This window comes from Citromicrobium bathyomarinum, from assembly GCF_038594605.1.
Taxonomy (GTDB): Bacteria; Pseudomonadota; Alphaproteobacteria; order Sphingomonadales; family Sphingomonadaceae; genus Alteriqipengyuania; species Alteriqipengyuania bathyomarina_B.
In genome coordinates this window covers 289,497-306,941 of sequence record NZ_JBCFZM010000003.1, presented here as the reverse complement: position 1 = coordinate 306,941, position 17,445 = coordinate 289,497, and the positions used below count along the sequence as shown (strand labels likewise).

The 17,445-nt window shown below is 64.6% G+C and carries 18 protein-coding genes; 12 read left to right on the top strand and 6 right to left on the bottom strand.

The window, feature by feature from the left end:
• Positions 1-157: 157 nt before the first annotated feature.
• Together AAG612_RS12885 and ruvB are read right to left on the bottom strand one after the other, a co-directional pair.
• The gene (locus AAG612_RS12885; protein WP_342510700.1) at positions 158-1,372 is read right to left on the bottom strand and encodes a PEP-CTERM sorting domain-containing protein; all 1,215 of its coding nucleotides are present in this window, start codon (positions 1,370-1,372) and stop codon (positions 158-160) included.
• A 227-nt stretch (positions 1,373-1,599) separates the two neighbouring features.
• The gene (ruvB, locus tag AAG612_RS12880; protein WP_342510698.1) at positions 1,600-2,643 is read right to left on the bottom strand and encodes a Holliday junction branch migration DNA helicase RuvB; all 1,044 of its coding nucleotides are present in this window, start codon (positions 2,641-2,643) and stop codon (positions 1,600-1,602) included.
• Between the two features lie 59 nt (positions 2,644-2,702).
• Here ruvB and AAG612_RS12875 point away from each other — a divergent pair, with 59 nt between their 5' ends.
• Positions 2,703-3,038 carry a GIY-YIG nuclease family protein gene (locus AAG612_RS12875; RefSeq protein WP_342510695.1) on the top strand — a complete coding sequence of 112 codons (336 nt, stop codon included), beginning with the start codon at positions 2,703-2,705 and terminating at the stop codon, positions 3,036-3,038.
• Positions 3,039-3,072: 34 nt separating this feature from the next.
• On the opposite strand, the gene AAG612_RS12870 is transcribed toward AAG612_RS12875, so the two are convergent.
• Genes AAG612_RS12870 through ruvA form a run of 3 tightly spaced genes read right to left on the bottom strand, consistent with a single transcriptional unit; the run spans position 3,073 to position 4,642 of the window.
• Positions 3,073-3,495 (bottom strand): NUDIX hydrolase, encoded by a 423-nt coding sequence (locus AAG612_RS12870; protein ID WP_342510694.1) that lies wholly within the window; start codon positions 3,493-3,495, stop codon positions 3,073-3,075.
• Positions 3,495-4,031, bottom strand: coding sequence for a DsrE family protein (locus tag AAG612_RS12865; protein ID WP_342510692.1), 537 nt, complete (start codon positions 4,029-4,031; stop codon positions 3,495-3,497). Before AAG612_RS12865 ends, AAG612_RS12870 begins: the two co-directional genes overlap by 1 nt.
• 11 nt (positions 4,032-4,042) lie before the next feature.
• Entirely contained in the window at positions 4,043-4,642 is a 600-nt protein-coding gene (gene ruvA / locus AAG612_RS12860; RefSeq protein WP_342510690.1) for a Holliday junction branch migration protein RuvA, read from the bottom strand.
• 282 nt (positions 4,643-4,924) lie between these two features.
• Here ruvA and aroC point away from each other — a divergent pair, with 282 nt between their 5' ends.
• From aroC to AAG612_RS12840, 5 genes are all read left to right on the top strand, one after another.
• Complete coding sequence (aroC, locus tag AAG612_RS12855) at positions 4,925-6,028, top strand: chorismate synthase (RefSeq protein ID WP_342510687.1); 1,104 nt, start codon at positions 4,925-4,927, stop codon at positions 6,026-6,028.
• A gap of 111 nt (positions 6,029-6,139) precedes the next feature.
• Entirely contained in the window at positions 6,140-6,430 is a 291-nt protein-coding gene (locus AAG612_RS16330; protein ID WP_425341863.1) for an SUMF1/EgtB/PvdO family nonheme iron enzyme, read from the top strand.
• The gene (locus tag AAG612_RS12850) at positions 6,409-6,669 is read left to right on the top strand and encodes a sulfatase-like hydrolase/transferase (protein WP_342510685.1); all 261 of its coding nucleotides are present in this window, start codon (positions 6,409-6,411) and stop codon (positions 6,667-6,669) included. Before AAG612_RS16330 ends, AAG612_RS12850 begins: the two co-directional genes overlap by 22 nt.
• 39 nt (positions 6,670-6,708) lie before the next feature.
• Complete coding sequence (locus AAG612_RS12845) at positions 6,709-7,152, top strand: alkaline phosphatase family protein (RefSeq protein ID WP_342510683.1); 444 nt, start codon at positions 6,709-6,711, stop codon at positions 7,150-7,152.
• Positions 7,080-7,787 (top strand): HEAT repeat domain-containing protein, encoded by a 708-nt coding sequence (locus AAG612_RS12840; RefSeq protein ID WP_342510681.1) that lies wholly within the window; start codon positions 7,080-7,082, stop codon positions 7,785-7,787. The genes AAG612_RS12845 and AAG612_RS12840 overlap by 73 nt, the downstream gene beginning before the upstream one ends.
• A gap of 75 nt (positions 7,788-7,862) precedes the next feature.
• On the opposite strand, the gene AAG612_RS12835 is transcribed toward AAG612_RS12840, so the two are convergent.
• A complete protein-coding gene (locus AAG612_RS12835) occupies positions 7,863-9,917 on the bottom strand; it encodes a putative bifunctional diguanylate cyclase/phosphodiesterase (protein ID WP_342510679.1) in 2,055 nt (684 codons plus the stop codon).
• 508 nt (positions 9,918-10,425) lie between these two features.
• Here AAG612_RS12835 and ahpC point away from each other — a divergent pair.
• The 6 genes from ahpC to AAG612_RS12805 all read left to right on the top strand — a co-directional run bounded on the left by ahpC (position 10,426) and on the right by AAG612_RS12805 (position 17,381).
• On the top strand, positions 10,426-10,992 hold the full coding sequence (gene ahpC / locus AAG612_RS12830; protein ID WP_342510677.1) for an alkyl hydroperoxide reductase subunit C: 567 nt from the start codon (positions 10,426-10,428) through the stop codon (positions 10,990-10,992).
• A 170-nt stretch (positions 10,993-11,162) separates the two neighbouring features.
• The gene (ahpF, locus tag AAG612_RS12825) at positions 11,163-12,752 is read left to right on the top strand and encodes an alkyl hydroperoxide reductase subunit F (protein ID WP_342510675.1); all 1,590 of its coding nucleotides are present in this window, start codon (positions 11,163-11,165) and stop codon (positions 12,750-12,752) included.
• 197 nt (positions 12,753-12,949) lie between these two features.
• A complete protein-coding gene (gene katG, locus AAG612_RS12820; protein WP_342510674.1) occupies positions 12,950-15,169 on the top strand; it encodes a catalase/peroxidase HPI in 2,220 nt (739 codons plus the stop codon).
• Positions 15,170-15,351: 182 nt separating this feature from the next.
• Positions 15,352-16,833 carry an aldehyde dehydrogenase family protein gene (locus AAG612_RS12815; RefSeq protein ID WP_342510671.1) on the top strand — a complete coding sequence of 494 codons (1,482 nt, stop codon included), beginning with the start codon at positions 15,352-15,354 and terminating at the stop codon, positions 16,831-16,833.
• 87 nt (positions 16,834-16,920) lie between these two features.
• The gene (locus AAG612_RS12810; protein WP_425341862.1) at positions 16,921-17,169 is read left to right on the top strand and encodes a catalase; all 249 of its coding nucleotides are present in this window, start codon (positions 16,921-16,923) and stop codon (positions 17,167-17,169) included.
• A complete protein-coding gene (locus AAG612_RS12805; protein WP_342510669.1) occupies positions 17,169-17,381 on the top strand; it encodes a catalase-related domain-containing protein in 213 nt (70 codons plus the stop codon). The genes AAG612_RS12810 and AAG612_RS12805 overlap by 1 nt, the downstream gene beginning before the upstream one ends.
• Positions 17,382-17,445 lie beyond the last annotated feature (64 nt).

The following is a 17,445-nucleotide window of genomic DNA, read 5'->3' as shown; positions in this document are numbered from 1 at the left end:
CGCACCGGAAAAAACGGGGCTCGGTCAGCGATGGCCGGGCCCCTTTTTTGTGTTTGGAATCGAAAGGGCGGAGGCTGCTCCTGGCAAGCGGCCTCCGCCCAAGTCGCAGCGCCTTGCAGCGCCGAACTGTCAGATCGGGATCGACGCGAAACGGCGATCAGTCGTCACTCTTCGATGCCCACTTGCGGCGGGTGATGATCGCCAGCGCGGCCGCGCCGAACAGCAGGCCGACCGGCGGTGCCGGAACCGGCGTTCCGCTGGTTCCCCCGCCCGTCGTACCGCTGGTGCTGGTGTACCCCGTGCTGCCGGGGTGACCTGTGGAGCTGACATCGCCGGAAGACGAGCTCGAGACGTCGCCCGAGCTGCTGCTCGAGACGTCGCCCGACGAGGAGCTCGAAACGTCGCCCGAGCTGCTGCTCGAGACGTCGCCCGAAGACGAACTGGAAACATCACCCGAGCTGCTGCTCGAGACGTCGCCCGAAGACGAGCTCGACACATCGCCAGAGGACGAAGTCGACGAGCTGCTTGAAACATCGCCCGAAGACGAGGTCGACGAACTGCTCGATACGTCACCCGAGGTGGAGCTGCTGCTCGAGACATCGCCCGAACTGGTGGTGGTCGAGGTCAGCCCGCCCGTGGACGTCGAAGTCGAGGTAGAACCGCCCGAGGTCGACGTGGACGTCGATCCGCCCGAAGTCGAAGTGGTGCTGCCGACGTCGATGTCGATGTCGATCCCGCCCGAAGACGAGATATCGCCGCTGGACCCAACGCCTGACGTCGTCGTGCTGATCGCAATATTGCCGCCACTGCCGCCGCCGCCGAAGAAGCCGCCGAAGAAGCCGCCGCCGAAACCGCCGCCGCCGCTGCCGCCGATCACGGTGGTGCCGCCACCCTGGCCGCCGCTGCCACCCGCGAAACCGCCGCCATAACCGCCAATCTGCGCAGCCGCAGGCGCGACCGCAACGACCGTGCGCGATGCGCCATCACCGAACTGTGCGCAGGCTTCCGCCGCAGCGCGCAGGTCCGCGTCGTCGTGCGAGATGCGCGCGGTGCCGGAACGTGCATCGTAGACAATCTGTTCGTCCGCGCCGACGCCAGCATAGCCGCCTGCCATGCCCGCGGGGACGCATTCGACGGTGCGCTTGACCACCCGGCGCTTGCGCAGCGTGGTGCGCGGCACCTCGCGCTCGACCACGCGGTCTTCCTTGATGTAGCGGAGCGCAGGTGCCTCGGCGGTCTGCGACACTTCTTTGACGGACTTGCCGCCGCTGTATGCGGCCTGCTCTTCAGCAACGTGGAGCGCTCCGCCCGCAACGAGGGCAGTGCCCGCGGCGGTCGCGGAGAGTTTTGCGAGGGCAATCTTGATCGACATAGGTCGGGCTCTTTAGTTCAGGAGCGCTTTATAAACCGTTGCCATCGGCGGTTCCGACGGAAGGCTTGCATTGCGCCTATGTGACTTAGAGCCCCTCGCGGCAGCCTTCTGCAACGCGATTAACCATGAAAAAGCATTGCTTTGCGAAGATCTTGCCGGCCGGGGGCTGCAACCCTGCCCACGTGTCCCACGCTGGCACCCTGCCTCGCGAAGAAGTTATGCTTCGGTCAGGGTTTGCCGCCGAACAGGTCGGGCGATTGCCCCTTCTGGCCATCGGCGACGGGCGATTCGAGCCCCAGATGCCGCCAGCCGCCCGCATTGAGGCACCGCCCGCGCGCGGTCCGCGCCACCAGCCCGAGTTGGATCAGGAACGGCTCGACCACATCCTCCAGCGTGTCGCGCGGCTCGGCGAGGCCCGCCGCCAGCGTCTCGATCCCCACGGGGCCACCGCCATAGGTTTGGGCGATCATGGTGAGGTAGCGGCGATCCATCGCGTCGAGCCCCAGCGAATCGACCTCCAGCTTGGTCAGCGCGCTGTCGGCGACCTGCGCGGTGATGCTCGGCGCGTTGTCGACACTGGCGAAGTCGCGCACGCGGCGCAGCAGCCGCCCGGCGACACGCGGCGTACCACGCGAACGCCGCGCGATCTCGCGCGCGCCATCGGGCTCGATGCTCAGCCCCAGCTTGTTCGCGCCGCGCGTCACCACCCGCTCCAGCTCCTCGTGCGTGTAGAAGTTCAGCCGCACCGGAATGCCGAAGCGATCGCGCAAGGGCGTGGTCAGCAGGCCCTGCCGCGTGGTCGCGCCGATCAGCGTGAACGGCGGCAGGTCGATCCGGACGGATCGCGCCGAGGGCCCCTCGCCGATCATCAGGTCGAGCGCGCGGTCCTCCATCGCGGGGTAGAGCACTTCCTCGACCACCGGATTAAGGCGGTGGATCTCATCGATGAACAGCACGTCGTGCGGTTCGAGATTGGTCAGCAGCGCGGCAAGGTCGCCCGCCTTGGCGATGACCGGCCCGCTGGTGGAGCGGAACCCCGCCCCCAGCTCGCGCGCGACGATCTGCGCCAGCGTGGTCTTGCCCAGCCCCGGCGGCCCGAAGAACAGCGTATGATCCATCGCCTCGCCGCGGCGTTTGGCGGCGGCGATGAACACGCCGAGGTTCTCGCGCGCAGCCTCCTGCCCGATGAACTCGGTAAGGCTCTTGGGCCGCAGCGCCGCGTCCGGGTCGTCCGGCAGGCGTTCGGGGGTGTGGAGGGGTTGGTCGGTCATAGTACTAAGTCGTCACCCTGAACTTGTTTCAGGGTCCAGCCAACGGCAGTCTCCAACTCATGCCGACCGAGAAGCAACCTTGCGTCTACATTCTCGCGAGCAAGCCCTTCGGCACGCTCTACATCGGCGTCACGTCCGATCTGGTCGCGCGGCTGTGGCAGCACCGCGAAGGCGCGGTCGAGGGGTTTAGCAAGCGCTACGCCGTACATCGGCTGGTCCACTTCGAGCTGTTCGAGACGATGGAATCCGCAATCAAGCGCGAGAAGCAGCTCAAGAACTGGCACCGCGACTGGAAGCTCAACCTGATTACTCGCGAGAACCCGGACTGGCGCGACCTCGCGGTCGGATTGGGCTTCGAGCCGCTCGGATCGCGCGAAAGGCAAACTGGACCCTGAAACGAGTTCAGGGTGACGAGTAACGAAGCGGAGCTCAAACCAGATTCACCTTATTATTCCGCCGAGCAAGGGGCAGGATATGGTCGCGGCTAAGTGGAGCCAGTTCGAGCGCTCCAGCCGCTGCCGGATCGACCCATTGAGCTTCCGCTATCTCCGCTGCGATCGAGATAGCTCCAATCGTACGAACCTCGAAAATCTCGGCGTGAACATCCGTGTCCGGCTCGTTCGCGGCGGGCGCGACGGCATGTCCGATAGGAATAAGCGCGTCAGGAGCGACTACCATCGACAACTCCTCCGCCAATTCCCGGCACAACGCATCCGCCGCGTGTTCGCCGTCTTCGATCTTCCCTCCGGGTTGCATGAATGCGCTGGTGCCCTGCTTGCGGACGAGCAGGACATGCCCGTCCTCATCGCGGATGATCGCGACCGCAATCCGCAGGATGTTGCTCGCGCCCATCAAAACGGGTTCACCGTGTAGCCCTGCTGCTGGAGCAGCGCGTGGGCGGTCATGGCGGAGAGGGCGAGTTCCACTCCGGGGAGCAGCTCGGACTTTGCCACGCCCTGCCCCGCCGCGCTCTGGCCGCAGACGATGAAGCGCACGCCCTGGTCGATCATTGCGCGCACCGCCGCGCCTGACGGGTTCGCCTCGCCGCGATCGCGCGCGGCCCAGGCGGCGTCGGTCAGCAGGTCGAACACCGCCGCGCCATGCACGACCACCGCTGCGCGGTTCTCCATCGGCGCCACCCCGGCGCGCGCGTGCATGTTGATGAGGCGCGCCGCGCTCTCGAAGCCGCGGTTGAGCTGGCCATCCTGAGCAGCGCGCGAAACGTCGAACGCGACGTGGAAGCTCGCACCCTCGGGAATGGCGAAGTCGGCATCGGGCACGTCGGCGACCGGGCCGAAGTCCTCGAACACCGGGCCGTAGGAGACCTCCTGCGCCGCCGCAGGCGCGCCGATTGCCAGCGCCGCAGCCGTCAGCAGTGCCACTCTCATACCCATCTCCTTCACCCCGCCGCCTTCTTGAGCGCGACGCGGATCAGCTCGCCCTCACTTGCGCCCTCGCCCAGTTCGCCTGCCGCCTCGGCCACGGCCTTCGCCGCAATCGCAGGCTTGAAGCCGAGATTCTCCAGCGCAGAGACCGCGTCGGCGCTCGTCCCGCCCTTGGGAGCGGCCACCGGCACCCCGCCCGGAGCCACAGTGAGCGCGCCTGCCTTGTCCTGCAACTCGTTGACGATCCGGCCCGCCAGTTTGGGGCCCACGCCGTTCGCCCGAGCGACCATCGCCGCATCGCCGCCAGCACAGGCCGCCTGCACCTCGCCCGCCGACAGCACGGAGAGGATCGCCAGCGCCACCTTGCTGCCCACGCCCTGCACGCTGGTGAGCAGCCGGAACCAGTCGCGCTCCGCCGCTTCGGCGAACCCGAGCAGCCGCATGTCGTTCTCGCTCACCTGCAGGTCGGTGAACAGCCGCGCCTCGCCGCCTTCCGATCCCAGCGCGTCGAGCGTGCGGGTCGAGCAGTGGACGAGGTAGCCCACCCCGCCCACGTCGATCACCGCCCAGTCGGGGCCGGTCGCGTCGAGCACTCCTGTGAGCTTTGCAATCATGGTTTGTTCTTGCCCGAGTCGAACGCGCATTGCCAGCGCAGTGCGCAGGTTTTGCCAATCCGGAAGCGCGCCTGACACACCTGACACAGTGTCCAGGGGAGGAAATCCGCTCGATCAATGGGCGGCGTTCAATCGCGTGGAGCGATCACTCGCGCGGATGCCGCTGAACCGACGATGGCAAAGAGCACCCGGCACGCTACTGCGCCCCTGCGGAGTAGGAAAACGCGCTCGCCCGGCGCGGGGCGTGGACAGCACCGGGCTGTTGAGGCAACGCTTTACGCCATGAGCTGGAACACATTCGGGCGGGTCTTCCGCTTCACCACCTGGGGGGAAAGCCACGGGCCTGCGATCGGCGCGGTCGTCGACGGGTGCCCGCCGGGCATTGCTTTGAGCGAGGACGACATCCAGCCGTGGCTCGACAAGCGCAAGCCGGGGCAGAGCAAGTTCACCACCCAGCGGCGCGAGCCCGATGCGGTGCGGATTCTATCGGGCGTGTTCGAGGGCCAAGACGGAAAACAGCGCACCACCGGCACGCCCATCAGCCTGATGATCGAGAACGTCGATCAACGCTCGAAAGACTATTCCAACGTCGCGCAGGCCTATCGTCCCGGCCACGCCGACTACACCTACGACGCGAAGTACGGCTTTCGCGACTATCGCGGCGGCGGCCGGTCGAGCGCGCGCGAGACCGCGATGCGCGTCGCGGCGGGTGCGGTGGCGCGGCTGGTCGTCCCCCAAGTGAGCATCCTCGCCTATGTGGCGGAGATCGGCGGCGACCGGATCGACCCGGCCAAGTTCGATGCCGACCAGATCGGGCAAAACCCCTTCTGGTGCCCCGACGCCGACGCCGCGGCGCGCTGGGAAACGCTGGTCGACGAGGCACGCAAGGCAGGCTCCTCGCTCGGCGCGGTGGTCGAATGCGTGGCGACCGGCGTGCCCGCAGGCTGGGGCGCGCCGCTCTACGCCAAGCTCGACAGCGAGCTGGCGGCGGCGATGATGAGCATCAATGCGGTCAAGGGCGTCGAGATCGGCGACGGCTTCGACGCCGCGCGCCTCTCGGGCGAACAGAACGCCGACCCGATGCGGCCCTCGACGGACGGCGAGGCGCCCGAGTTCACTGCCAACCACGCGGGCGGCATCGCGGGCGGCATCGCCACCGGCCAGTCGGTCACCTGCCGCGTGGCGTTCAAGCCGACCAGCTCGATCCTGACCCCGGTCGACACGATCACGCGCCCAGATGAGACAGGAAAATCCGAGGCAACCCGGATCAGCACCAAGGGCCGCCACGATCCCTGCGTCGGCATTCGCGGCGTGCCGGTGGTCGAGGCAATGATGGCCTGCGTGCTGGCGGATCAGGCGCTGCTTCATCGGGCGCAGTGCGGGTAGGGAGTGGGCCGCCAGCGATCCGGCCGAGGCGCGTTGGGTGCGTAATGGCTTTCGATACCCGCCAAACTATTACCGGGTCCGGCCAGGGTCTGTTCGAGTTACCGATAAAGCATGTCAGCGATGGTGCGTCTGCCGGGTGGCGAATCCGCCTTGGGCAGCGCAAACTTCTATCCGGAGGAGCGTGCGGTAAGGTCGGTCAAGGCACCTGCGTTCCAGATCGATGTTGCGCCCGTCACTAATCGCGAATTCGCCGCTTTCGTGAAGGCGTCCGGACACAGAACTGTCGCCGAAACGCCGCTCGATCCCGCATACTACCCTGGCGCCGACATGGAGAGCCTGCAAGCCGGGTCCATGGTGTTTACAGCTCGGGCGCGCCGTTCATGGCGGTCTTCAACTCGATGATTACCGACGCATCGCGGCTGTTTGGCGAAACCGGCGGTGCCGTATCTCCGGACGATGTGCGGGTGCCTTCATACCTGCCCGACACGCCCGAAGTGCGGCAGGACTTCGCCAGCTATTACAACCTAATGGAGAAGATGGACGATTTCGTGGGCGGCCATCTGCGCGAGCTGGAACAGGCCGGTCTCGCCGACGACACGATCGTCTTCTATTATTCCGATAATGGCGGCTGCCTCCCATGATCGAAGCGCTACTGTTACGAGGAGGGGCACCGCGTCGCGATGGTTGTGCGCGTGCCGGAGAAATGGCGACACCTGGCCCCGGTGCCTTCCGGCAGCGAGATCGCCGCGCCTGTATCATTCATCGATTTCGTGCCGACGCTGCTTTCCCTGGTGGGCGAGGAACAACCGCACGAAATGCCGGGCACGCCGTTTCTGGGGCGCAATATCGCCGATCCGAAAGTCTATGCCTTTGGCATGCGCAACCGGATGGACGAGCGTTACGATTTCATTCGGACGGTCACGGACGGACGCTATCGCTACATCCGCAACTACATGCCGCACCGGCCGCTGAGGCAGGTCGTCGCGTTTCCGTGGATGCTGCAAAGCTACCAGTCATGGCACTCGCAGCACCTTGCGGGGCTCTGTCGCCCGTGCAGGCGCGGTTCTTCCAGCCCAAGCCCTTCGAGGAGTTCTACGACCTTGAGGCCGATCCCGACGAGGTGAACAACATCGCGGACGAGCCTGACGAGGGCGCCGCGGTCCTTTCTGCCATGCGCCGCGCGCTGGACGATCACCTGTTGGCGATCAACGATAACGGCTTCATTCCGAAAGGATGCGCGCTGGAAGGCTATCTCGCCAGCAGGCAACCGGGAAGGTACCCGCTTGGGCAGGTGATCGCGGTCGCGGAGCGCGCTGCCTCTGGACGGGAGGGGGAGGTCCCCGACCTCGTGCGCGATCTGGGTTCAGACAACGAGGTCATCCGTTACTGGGCGGCTACCGGTTTGCTGATCCGCGCCAGCGACGCTGCATCTGCGGTTGGGGCCATGCTGGATGCACTTGAGGCTGAAAGCACCCCCCAGGTTCGCGTTGTCCTGACAGAAGGGCTGGCTCATGTCGGACATACAGATTTGGGAGTAGCAGAGCTGGCCAGCCTGCTATCCGACGACCAGCCCGAAATGGTGCGCCTGCAGGCGCTCAACGCCCTCACCTGGCTTGACGATCCCTCGCCCGCAATGCCGATGGTAGAGCGGCTGGTCGACGATCGCGGCTACCTGGGCCGCGCGGCCACCTATCTTGCTCGCGTGCAGGACGAGACCTTTGATCCGTCCGCGTCGCTGCTGCCGCCGTGGAATGGCTAGACTGGCAGCGAGAGGTCGAAGACCGGCAAATGACAAGCGATCAGACGGTCGTGTCGGAGCAAGTGCCCCGGTTTGTCAGCGTCCCGATACCGGCTGTCGGGCCGCCTCGAATTCCGACACCCCCGTGGGTTTGGAAATGCGGTGAACAGAGCGACCTGATCGCCTGGCGAAGTCGCCTGCGGTCCAGTCGGAGCGCTTTCTTTCGAAATAGCTATCCGCCCGCCGTGAAGGATGCCCCAGGAGATAACCCTGCAGGCAATTTACCCCCATACCGATCAGGGTATCGAGCTGGGCGTCCGTCTCGACACCTTCCGCCACGACATCAAGCTCGAGCCGGTTTGCGATCATGATGATACTCTCGATCACCGCGCGACCGTTGCCATCCAAGTCGGCGACGAAGGACTGGTCGATCTTCACCGCATTGACCGGCAGGTTTTGCAGACGCGAAAGGGATGAATAGCCAGTGCCGAAATCGTCGATCGCGATGAAAACGCCCAATGCGCGCAAGCTGGAGATCGTCTGTTTGATGATCGCCGGGTGATCGTTTTCGAACAGCGACTCGGTCACTTCGATTTCGAGACGGCCCGGGGGAAGCTTCGCACGGGCCAGGATGCGCATGACCTTCAGGGCGAAGGTGTCGTCGCGCAACTGCTTGACCGATACATTGACGGCAACCTTGGGCGCATGATCGCTGCAGGGCCATGTCGCCGCTTCAAAGCAGGCCTTCTCCAGCACGAGATCGCCAAGCGCATTGATCCGGTCCGTGGTTTCCGCCAGTTCGATGAACTCTGCAGGATTGATCTTGCCCAAGGTGGGATGCTGCCAGCGGGCCAGAGCCTCGAATGCGTGGATCCGCCCTGTCGAAGAATCCACGATCGGCTGATATTCGAGGAACAGGTCTCCGTTTTCGATAGCCGCCCCGAGCGCCCGGCCGAGATCGAACCGACGTCGCTGGACCAGGCTCAGCGTCTCGGAATATTCGAGGCTTGCGCCGCGCCCGTTGCGCTTGACCTCTGCCATGGCGAGATCCGCCGCCAGGATCAGGGCGCGGTGATCGCTTGCATCGGTGGGGTAGAACGATACGCCGACCGATAGCCCGATACTCATCGCATGATCGTCGATCAGGAAAGGCCGGCTGATGCCCTCGATCAAACGGGTGGCAACATCCCGGGCAGTGGCTCTGACATTCGCGTTCTGTGGCAGGACCATCACGAATTCGTCGCCACCCCAGCGCGCCAGCACCGCACCCTCGGGCACGCAGGCCGTCATTCGCTGCGAGGCGACTTTCAGCACCTGGTCGCCGACGGAGTGGCCCATCGCGTCGTTGATATGCTTGAATCGGTCGAGGTCCAGGAACAGCGCCGATGCTTCGCGCGGGTCGTCCGGATCGAGGTTACGCTTCATCCACTCGATCAGGCCGCGCCGGTTTGCCAGCCCGGTCAGGTCGTCGCTGTTCGCGGCATTCGCCAGTTGCCTGGTGCGCCTGGCGACCGTGTCTTCCAGGCCCGCATTGACCGATTGCAGTTCCTCGACCAGCCGCCGGTTTTCGACCGAGAGTTCCAGCGCCCTGCGCGTAACCTTGTGATTGCGATCGTGGACCACCAGCATGACGGCCAGAAAGACGAGGCCGAGCGCCATCAGTACCGTGCCGTCCTCAAAGCCCCGGAACATGAGGATCGACGCTGGGCCCAGCATGATCGCGATATAAGTCCGTCCCTCGCGCAACAGGGCGGCCATGATGCCCGTCCCGCCGGCCGCCAGTGCGGAGAAGATTATCGCCAGCGTATAGATCGACGCAACGGAATCATGCCCTACCAATGATATCGGAGCCAGCCACAGCGCCGCCGAAGCATATAGTCCGATTGCATAGGTCCGGCGGTAATAGCCGACCGTAGCCATTTCGGCTCGCTGAATTTTTGCATCCGACACGCCGCGGCTGAGTGCAAACCGGACGAGGTTGAGAAAAACCACCCCGACAAACCAGAACCAGATCCACGTGTATCCGGCCCCGCTCAGCACCACCGACGCACCGAGCGATGCGACCACACTCATGACGAGCAAGGTAGGAAGGTTGCCATAGGCGATCGACAAGAGACCGCGCTCGACCTCGACCGGGTTTGGCTTCGACATCTCTAATTCCTTCCGCAGGAACCGTAATCGAAATCGGCCTTGCGATTGGTTAAAGGCAGAGCGGGTATTTTGAGCCCTAATCAAGGTGTTAGCCCAAATTCGGATATCGAACGCACAGCGTTAGGTATTACCCCCAGGGTCGGTCCATGCCTGGCAGAGGCACGAATGCATCGCGCAAACGGCGTTCTGGGCCGGATATGCCAAGGGGGGAATAGAGCAGATTCCATGGTTCAACCGGCGAGTGTCCAGTTACATTATAGCGCAAATGTGGCCCGGACATTCCGCTCTCGGCCGATTTCTGCTTCACGACCCCGACAGGGCGAACCGGAGGTGTTCCGGTTGAGACAAACCTGCGCAGCGCACGGTAAAATCGCCTTGCACCCCCGCGCAGGAAAGTTCCAACAATTTCATCGATAATTCCGATTGGTGCCATCGCCACAAATCGCTTTTGTGCGTCGCAGCAGCCCCTATCTAGGCTCCGAGTTTCAACCCTGACAGGAGACACGCAATGGGTATCATCGGAAGCCAGATCAAACCGTTCAAAGCCACCGCATTCCAGGCCGGCAAGGACTTCTTCGAAGTCACCGACGAGGATGTGAAGGGCAATTGGGCGGTCTTCTTCTTCTACCCGGCCGACTTCACCTTCGTGTGCCCGACCGAGCTCGAGAATCTTGGCGAGCAGTACGACATGCTCCAGAAGATGGGCGTGGAAGTCTATGCCGTCAGCACCGACACGCATTTCAGCCATAAGGCATGGCACGACACGTCCGAAAAGATCGGCAAGCTGAAGTTCCCGTTCCTCGGCGACCAGCTGCACACCCTCTCCAAGAACTTCGACGTTCTGCGTGAGGAAATGGGTCTTGCCGACCGTGCGACCTTCGTGGTCGATCCCGACGGCGTGATCCAGATCATGGAACAGACCTGCGAAGGCGTGGGCCGCAATGCCAACGAACTCGCCCGCAAGATCAAGGCGGCGCAGTACGTCCGCAACAACCCCGGCCAGGTCTGCCCGGCTGCGTGGGAAGAAGACAGCGACACGCTGACGCCTTCGCTCGACCTCGTGGGCAAGCTCTAAGCGATACTACCGGAGGCTCGGCACAGGCCGGGCCTCCACTCCCCCGCTCGATAGGGGCATCATGACGAAACGATCCATCTTCCAACGCATCGCACGACCGATGCGTTCGACGATGGATTGCCGGGCCGGATGAAACGGCACGCAATCACCAAACAGGATGGAGTTTCCCCATGCTCGACGCTCAGATGACGCAGCAACTTAAGCAATATCTCGAAAACCTGCGCGAGCCGGTAGAGCTTGTCGCATCGCTGGGTGACGACGAGACCTCGGCCAGGACGCGCGAGCTGCTCGAAGAGATCGCCGCGCTGCACGACCTCGTTTCGGTCGATTTCGATGGCGACCACGAGCGCAAGCCCAGCTTCATCATCCGCCGCGGCAGCGATGCCGAAAAGTGGGTCCGCTTTGCGGGTCTGCCGATGGGTCACGAGTTCACCTCGCTCGTCCTCGCGCTGCTGTGGGCGGGCGGGCATCCCCCGAAGGTCGATGCCGATGTGCTCGAGGATATCCGCCGGATCGAGACCGATCTGGAGTTCGAGATGTTCTTCTCGCTCTCGTGCCACAACTGCCCCGATGTCGTTCAGGCGCTCACCCTGATGGCGCTGGAGAATTCCCGCATCACCGCCACGCTGATCGAAGGCGGCGCCTATAAGGACGAGGTCGAGGCGCGCGACATCATGGCCGTGCCCGCGACCTTCCTGAACGGGGAGAGCTTCTACAACGGCAAGATCGAGCTGCCGCAGATCCTCGAACGGCTCGACACCGGATCGGGCGCGAAGGCAGCGGCCAAGCTGAACGAGCGCGAGCCTTACGAAGTGCTGATTATCGGCAGCGGCCCTGCGGGCGTCGCCGCGTCGGTCTATACCGCGCGCAAGGGCTTCCGCACGGGCATTACGGGCGAACGCTTCGGCGGACAGCTGCAGGACACGCTCGGAATCGAGAACCTGCCGGGCACCGCCTATACCGAAGGCCCCAAGCTTTCCGCCGACCTCGACGAGCAGGTGAAGGCCAACGAGATCGACAAGATCGACCTCGTCCAGGCCGAGGAGCTGATCCCGGCGAAGCAGGAAGGCGGGATGCACAAGGTCCGCTTCGCCAATGGCGGCGAGTTGTCGGCCCGTGCGATCGTGCTTGCCACCGGGGCACGCTGGCGCAATCTGGGCGTGCCGGGAGAGCAAGACTATCGCAACAAGGGCGTGGCCTACTGCCCGCACTGCGACGGGCCTTTGTTCAAGGGCAAGCGGATCGCGGTGATCGGCGGCGGCAATTCGGGCGTCGAAGCGGCGATCGACCTCGCCAAGATCGTCGACCACGTGACCCTGATCGAATTCGACACCCAGCTGCGCGCCGATGCGGTGCTGGTGAACAAGCTCGAGAGCCTCGACAATGTCGAGATCATCACCAACGGCCAGACGACCGAGATCACCGGCGACGGCAGCCGCGTGAACGGGTTGATCGTGAAGGACCGCGACAGCGGCGAAGAACGCACGATCGAACTCGCGGGCGTGTTCGTCCAGATCGGACTCGTCCCCAACACCGAATGGCTGAAGGACTCCGGGCTCGAACTCTCGAAGCACGGCGAAATCGTCACCGACGAGCGCGGCACGACCAACCTGCCCGGCATCTTCGGCGCAGGCGACGCCACGACAGTTCCTTACAAGCAGATCGTGGTGGCGATGGGCCAGGGCGCGGAAGCGGGCCTGACCGCCTTCGACTACCTCATCCGCACCGAACCGGCCGACGAAATCGCGCAGGCGGCCTGACGCCTCTCACCTATGCCCACACAAGCGGCGTCACCTGTTCGAGCAGGTGGCGCCGTTTTGCGTTACGCTACGGCAAGCGCCACCACCTATCGCCAAAACAAATCAGTTAGAGCCAATTAATCGATTGGACCAATCACAGCGTCGAGCGCATTCTCCCATCATCAGCGACACGAGTCGCACAAGTGATGGAGAGTACGATGGACGCGAAGACTGGTTCGATGGGCGGCGGATGCCCCTTTCATGGCGATGGCGGCGTGCGTGCGCTGCTGGGGCGCACCAACAAGGACTGGTGGCCCGATGCGCTCGACCTGCATATCCTGACGCAAGGCGGACAGTCGCCCGATCCGATGGGCGAGGATTTCGATTACTGCGAGGCGTTCAACGCGCTCGACTACGATGCGTTGAAGAAAGACCTCCACGCGCTGATGACCGATAGCCAGCCGTGGTGGCCGGCGGACTATGGCCACTACGGCCCGTTTTTCATCCGCATGGCGTGGCACGCGGCGGGCACCTATCGCACCGGAGACGGGCGCGGCGGTGCCTCCAGCGGCCAGCAGCGGTTCGCCCCGCTCAATTCCTGGCCCGACAACGGCAACCTTGACAAGGCGCGCCGCCTGCTGTGGCCGATCAAGCAGAAATACGGGAAGCACATCAGCTGGGCCGACCTGTTCGTGCTGACCGGCAATGTCGCGATCGAGAGCATGGGCGGGCCGGTGTTCGGCTTCGGCGGCGGCCGCAAGGACGTCTACGAGCCGGAGAACGACATCTACTGGGGCTCGGAGGAAGAGTGGGTCGACGAAGGCGTCGAGACGCGCATCATTCCCGATGAAGGCAAGGCGCTCGAAAACCCGCTCGCCGCGATCCAGATGGGGCTGATCTACGTCAATCCCGAGGGCCCTGGCGGCGACCCGCACGATGCGGAAGGGATGGCGCGCGACATGAAGGAAACCTTCGCGCGCATGGCGATGAACGACGAGGAAACCGTCGCGCTGACCGCGGGCGGCCACGCCTTTGGCAAGTGCCACGGCGCCGTCCCGCCCGACCAGCTCAGCGGTGCGCCCGAGAGCGAGGCGCTGCAGCTGATGGGCTTCGGCTGGGCCACGGACGCCGGGCAGATCGAGCAGGGCCACATCACCACCTCCGGCCTCGAAGGCGCATGGACCCCCAACCCGACGCAGTGGGGCGGCGACTATTTCCGCCTGCTGTTCAAGTACGACTACGAGCTGGTGGAAAGCCCGGCGGGCGCGAAGCAGTGGCAGCCGGTCAACCCGGACCCGGAGGACATGGCGCCCGACGCGCGCGATCCTTCGAAGAAGGTGCCGACCATGATGACCACCGCCGACATGGCGCTGAAGCGCGACCCGGATTATCGCAAGATATCCGAACGCTTCCGCGACGATCAGGCCGCGCTCGACGATGCCTTCGCCCGCGCGTGGTTCAAGCTGACCCACCGCGATATGGGCCCCAAGGCGCGCTACCTCGGGCCCGATGTGCCCGCCGAAGACCTGATCTGGCAAGACCCGGTGCCTGCGGGCCGCGAAGTCTCCGATACTGCCGTCACCCTGTTCAAGGACAAGGTACTACGCAGCGGGCTCTCGGTGAGCGAGTTGGTCAAGGCGGCGTGGGCTTCGGCCAGCACCTACCGCAAGAGCGACCATCGCGGCGGCGCCAATGGCGCGCATATCCGCTTCGCCCCGCTCAAGGATTGGGCGGTCAACGATCCCGAGGAACTGGGCAAGGTCCTCGCCAAGCTCGACGAGCTGCGCGACGATATCTCGATGGCCGACGCCATCGTGATTGCCGGTTCGGCTGCGGTCGAGAAGGCGGCGAAGGATGCAGGCTTCGACATTTCCGTGCCCGTCACCACCGGGCGCGGCGATGCGAGCGAGGAGCAGTTCGATGCCGAAAGCTGGGAGCCGCTTGAGCCCTTCGCCGACGGCTTCCGCAACTATCTCAAGACCAAGGCGAGCGTGAAGACCGAGGATCTCCTGATCGACCGGGCCAGCCTGCTCGGCCTCTCGATCCCCGAGATGACCGTGCTGGTCGGCGGGATGCGCGCGTTGGGCGCAGTGAGCAAGCATGCCAAGCATGGCAACAGCATTGGGGTGCTGACAGATCGCCCGGGCCAGCTGACCAACGACTTCTTCGTGAACCTGCTCGACATGGGCACCAAGTGGGCGACGGTCGATGAAAGCGGTGACGAGGAATTCGTCGGCGCCGACCGCGCCTCGGGCGAAGAGAAGTGGCACGCGACCCGCACCGATCTGGTCTTCGGATCCAACTCGCAGCTGCGCGCCGTGGCGGAGGTCTACGCCGAGAACGGACACGAAGCGAAGTTCGTGCGCGATTTCGTGGCGGCGTGGACCAAGGTGATGGACGCCGACCGGTTCGACCTGACCTACGCCAAGTATCGGTAAGCCGGTTGCGGCGTCCGGCTCGCCGCGACGTTATCGAAAAAGCCCCCGGGAGCATCCGCTTTCCGGGGGCTTTGCTTTGCGCATTTCAGGTCGTCCCGCGCTCGCGGGCGCACTCACCCTATGCTTTCGGCCATGTCAGCCGCGCACGGGAAACAAGCGGCGGCGCGCGCCGTTCGACCAGCATGACACATTACGACAATCTCGATTCGATCTTCCTCGCCGGCGAACGCCGCACAGGCTCCGGCGACACCCTCAAGAACATCTGCCCGTGGGACGAAAGCACGATCTTCGAAATGGCATCCGCCACCGAAGACGATGTCGACGAAGCCTGTCGCGCCAGTGCGAAGGCGCAGCGCGAATGGGGCGCGATGCCGCCCGCCGCCCGTGCGGCCAAGATGCATGCCATCGCGGACATTCTCGAAGCGCGGAAGGACGAGATCGCCGGCTGGATCGTGCGCGAGGCCGGCGGCACCAAGCTGAAGGCCGCGCTCGAGCTGATGCTGGTGACGCAGGTTGCCCGGTCCGAAGCCGCGACCCTGCCCTATATGGCAAAGGGGGCGATCATGCCGGAGGATATCCCGGGCAAGGAATCGCGCGCCTATCGTGAGCCTGCGGGCGTCGTGGCGCTGGTCAGCCCGTGGAACTTCCCGCTGCAGCTGACCGCGCGCACGCTGTTCCCCGCGCTCGCGCTGGGCAATGGCGTGGTCATCAAGCCAGCCAGCGACACGATCGTTACCGGCGGCACGATCTTCGCCGCCATCTGCGAGGAGGCTGGCCTGCCCGAAGGGCTGGTCGCGGTACTGCCCGGATCAGGCTCCAGCATCGGCGATGCGCTGATCCGCCATCCGATCCCCACAGTCGTCAGCTTCACCGGTTCCACCCCCGTCGGCCGGGGCGTGGGCAAGGCCGCGCTCGATGGCGATCGGCTCAAATCGGTCGAGTTGGAGCTGGGCGGCAACAGCCCGATCGTGGTGCTCGACGATGCCGACATCGACCGCGCGGTGGAAGCGAGCGTGTGGGGCAAATTCATGCACCAGGGCCAGATCTGCATGATCGCCAACCGCATCGTGGTCGAAGACGCGATCTACGACGCGTTCGTCGAGAAGTTCGTGGAGCGGGTGAAGCAATTGCCGGTCGGCGAGCGTGAGAATCCCGAATGTTTCATCGGCCCCATCGTCAACCGCGACCAGTTCGACGGGATCACCGAGATGATCGCCAAGGCGAAGGAAGAGGGCGCAACGTGCGCTCTCGGCGGCGATGCCGCTGGCCTCGTTATCCCGCCGCATGTCTTCACCGATGTCGGGGAGGATAGCTGCCTCGTCGCGAACGAGATCTTCGGCCCCGTCGCGCCGATCCAGCGCGCACGCGATGAAGACCACGCGCTCGAACTCGCCAACGCCACCGAGATGGGCCTCTCGAGCGCGGTCTTCAGCCGCGACGAAGGCCGCGCGCTGGCCTTTGCCAAGCAGGTCCAGGCGGGGATGACGCACATCAACGACCAGACGGTCAACGATAGCCCCTTCGCCCCGTTCGGCGGGGTCAAGAATTCGGGCATCGGCCGGTTCAACGGCGAGTGGGCGATCGAAGCTTTCACCACCACGCGCTGGATCAGCGTCCAGCACGAGCGGCGCCAGTATCCCTTCAGCGCCGACGATATCGGCTGACATTCAGGCGCTATGGGCCGGTGTGCGCGAACGGGCTTGGCGCCACCGCCGTTATAGCTAAGCCTATTGAAACCAAGGTATTTTCCCATGGCCAAGACCGTCCCCCCCACCACCACCGATGCCGGTATCCGCGTCCAGAGCGACGAGCATTCGCTGACCGTCAGCCCCGACGGCCCGATCGTGCTCAACGATCATTACCTGATCGAGCAGATGGCTAACTTCAATCGGGAGCGGATTCCCGAACGCCAACCGCACGCCAAGGGTTCGGGCGCGTTCGGCACGTGGAAGACGACTGCGGACGTCTCGAAATACACCAAGGCCTGGTGCGCGATGTGATGGACGACGCCCAGCGCGATCGCTTCGTCTCCAACGTCTCGGGCCACCTTGCCGATGGCGTCAGCGAGAAGGTGCTGGTGCGTGCGTTCGACTACTGGAAGAATGTCGACCACGCGATCGGCGAACGGATCGAGAAGACCGTCCGCGACATGATCGGCGGCAAGTCGGACGCTCCGGGTATGGCCAGCGCGAAATCTATCGAACAAGGCTAGCATCGAAAATCAGGCGCTTATGCGCATGTCGATGGGCCGACCGAAAATCGCCCATCGACACGCG

Excerpts from the sequence above, each read along its gene's own strand:
- AAG612_RS12885 (WP_342510700.1), bottom strand. The coding sequence starts at position 1,372 with ATGTCGATCAAGATTGCCCTCGCAAAACTCTCCGCGACCGCCGCGGGC.
- ruvB (WP_342510698.1), bottom strand. The coding sequence starts at position 2,643 with ATGACCGACCAACCCCTCCACACCCCCGAACGCCTGCCGGACGACCCG.
- AAG612_RS12875 (WP_342510695.1), top strand. The coding sequence starts at position 2,703 with ATGCCGACCGAGAAGCAACCTTGCGTCTACATTCTCGCGAGCAAGCCC.
- AAG612_RS12870 (WP_342510694.1), bottom strand. The coding sequence starts at position 3,495 with ATGGGCGCGAGCAACATCCTGCGGATTGCGGTCGCGATCATCCGCGAT.
- AAG612_RS12865 (WP_342510692.1), bottom strand. The coding sequence starts at position 4,031 with ATGAGAGTGGCACTGCTGACGGCTGCGGCGCTGGCAATCGGCGCGCCT.
- ruvA (WP_342510690.1), bottom strand. The coding sequence starts at position 4,642 with ATGATTGCAAAGCTCACAGGAGTGCTCGACGCGACCGGCCCCGACTGG.
- aroC (WP_342510687.1), top strand. The coding sequence starts at position 4,925 with ATGAGCTGGAACACATTCGGGCGGGTCTTCCGCTTCACCACCTGGGGG.
- AAG612_RS16330 (WP_425341863.1), top strand. The coding sequence starts at position 6,140 with ATGTCAGCGATGGTGCGTCTGCCGGGTGGCGAATCCGCCTTGGGCAGC.
- AAG612_RS12850 (WP_342510685.1), top strand. The coding sequence starts at position 6,409 with ATGGCGGTCTTCAACTCGATGATTACCGACGCATCGCGGCTGTTTGGC.
- AAG612_RS12845 (WP_342510683.1), top strand. The coding sequence starts at position 6,709 with ATGGTTGTGCGCGTGCCGGAGAAATGGCGACACCTGGCCCCGGTGCCT.
- AAG612_RS12835 (WP_342510679.1), bottom strand. The coding sequence starts at position 9,917 with ATGTCGAAGCCAAACCCGGTCGAGGTCGAGCGCGGTCTCTTGTCGATC.
- ahpC (WP_342510677.1), top strand. The coding sequence starts at position 10,426 with ATGGGTATCATCGGAAGCCAGATCAAACCGTTCAAAGCCACCGCATTC.
- ahpF (WP_342510675.1), top strand. The coding sequence starts at position 11,163 with ATGCTCGACGCTCAGATGACGCAGCAACTTAAGCAATATCTCGAAAAC.
- katG (WP_342510674.1), top strand. The coding sequence starts at position 12,950 with ATGGACGCGAAGACTGGTTCGATGGGCGGCGGATGCCCCTTTCATGGC.
- AAG612_RS12815 (WP_342510671.1), top strand. The coding sequence starts at position 15,352 with ATGACACATTACGACAATCTCGATTCGATCTTCCTCGCCGGCGAACGC.
- AAG612_RS12810 (WP_425341862.1), top strand. The coding sequence starts at position 16,921 with ATGGCCAAGACCGTCCCCCCCACCACCACCGATGCCGGTATCCGCGTC.
- AAG612_RS12805 (WP_342510669.1), top strand. The coding sequence starts at position 17,169 with ATGGACGACGCCCAGCGCGATCGCTTCGTCTCCAACGTCTCGGGCCAC.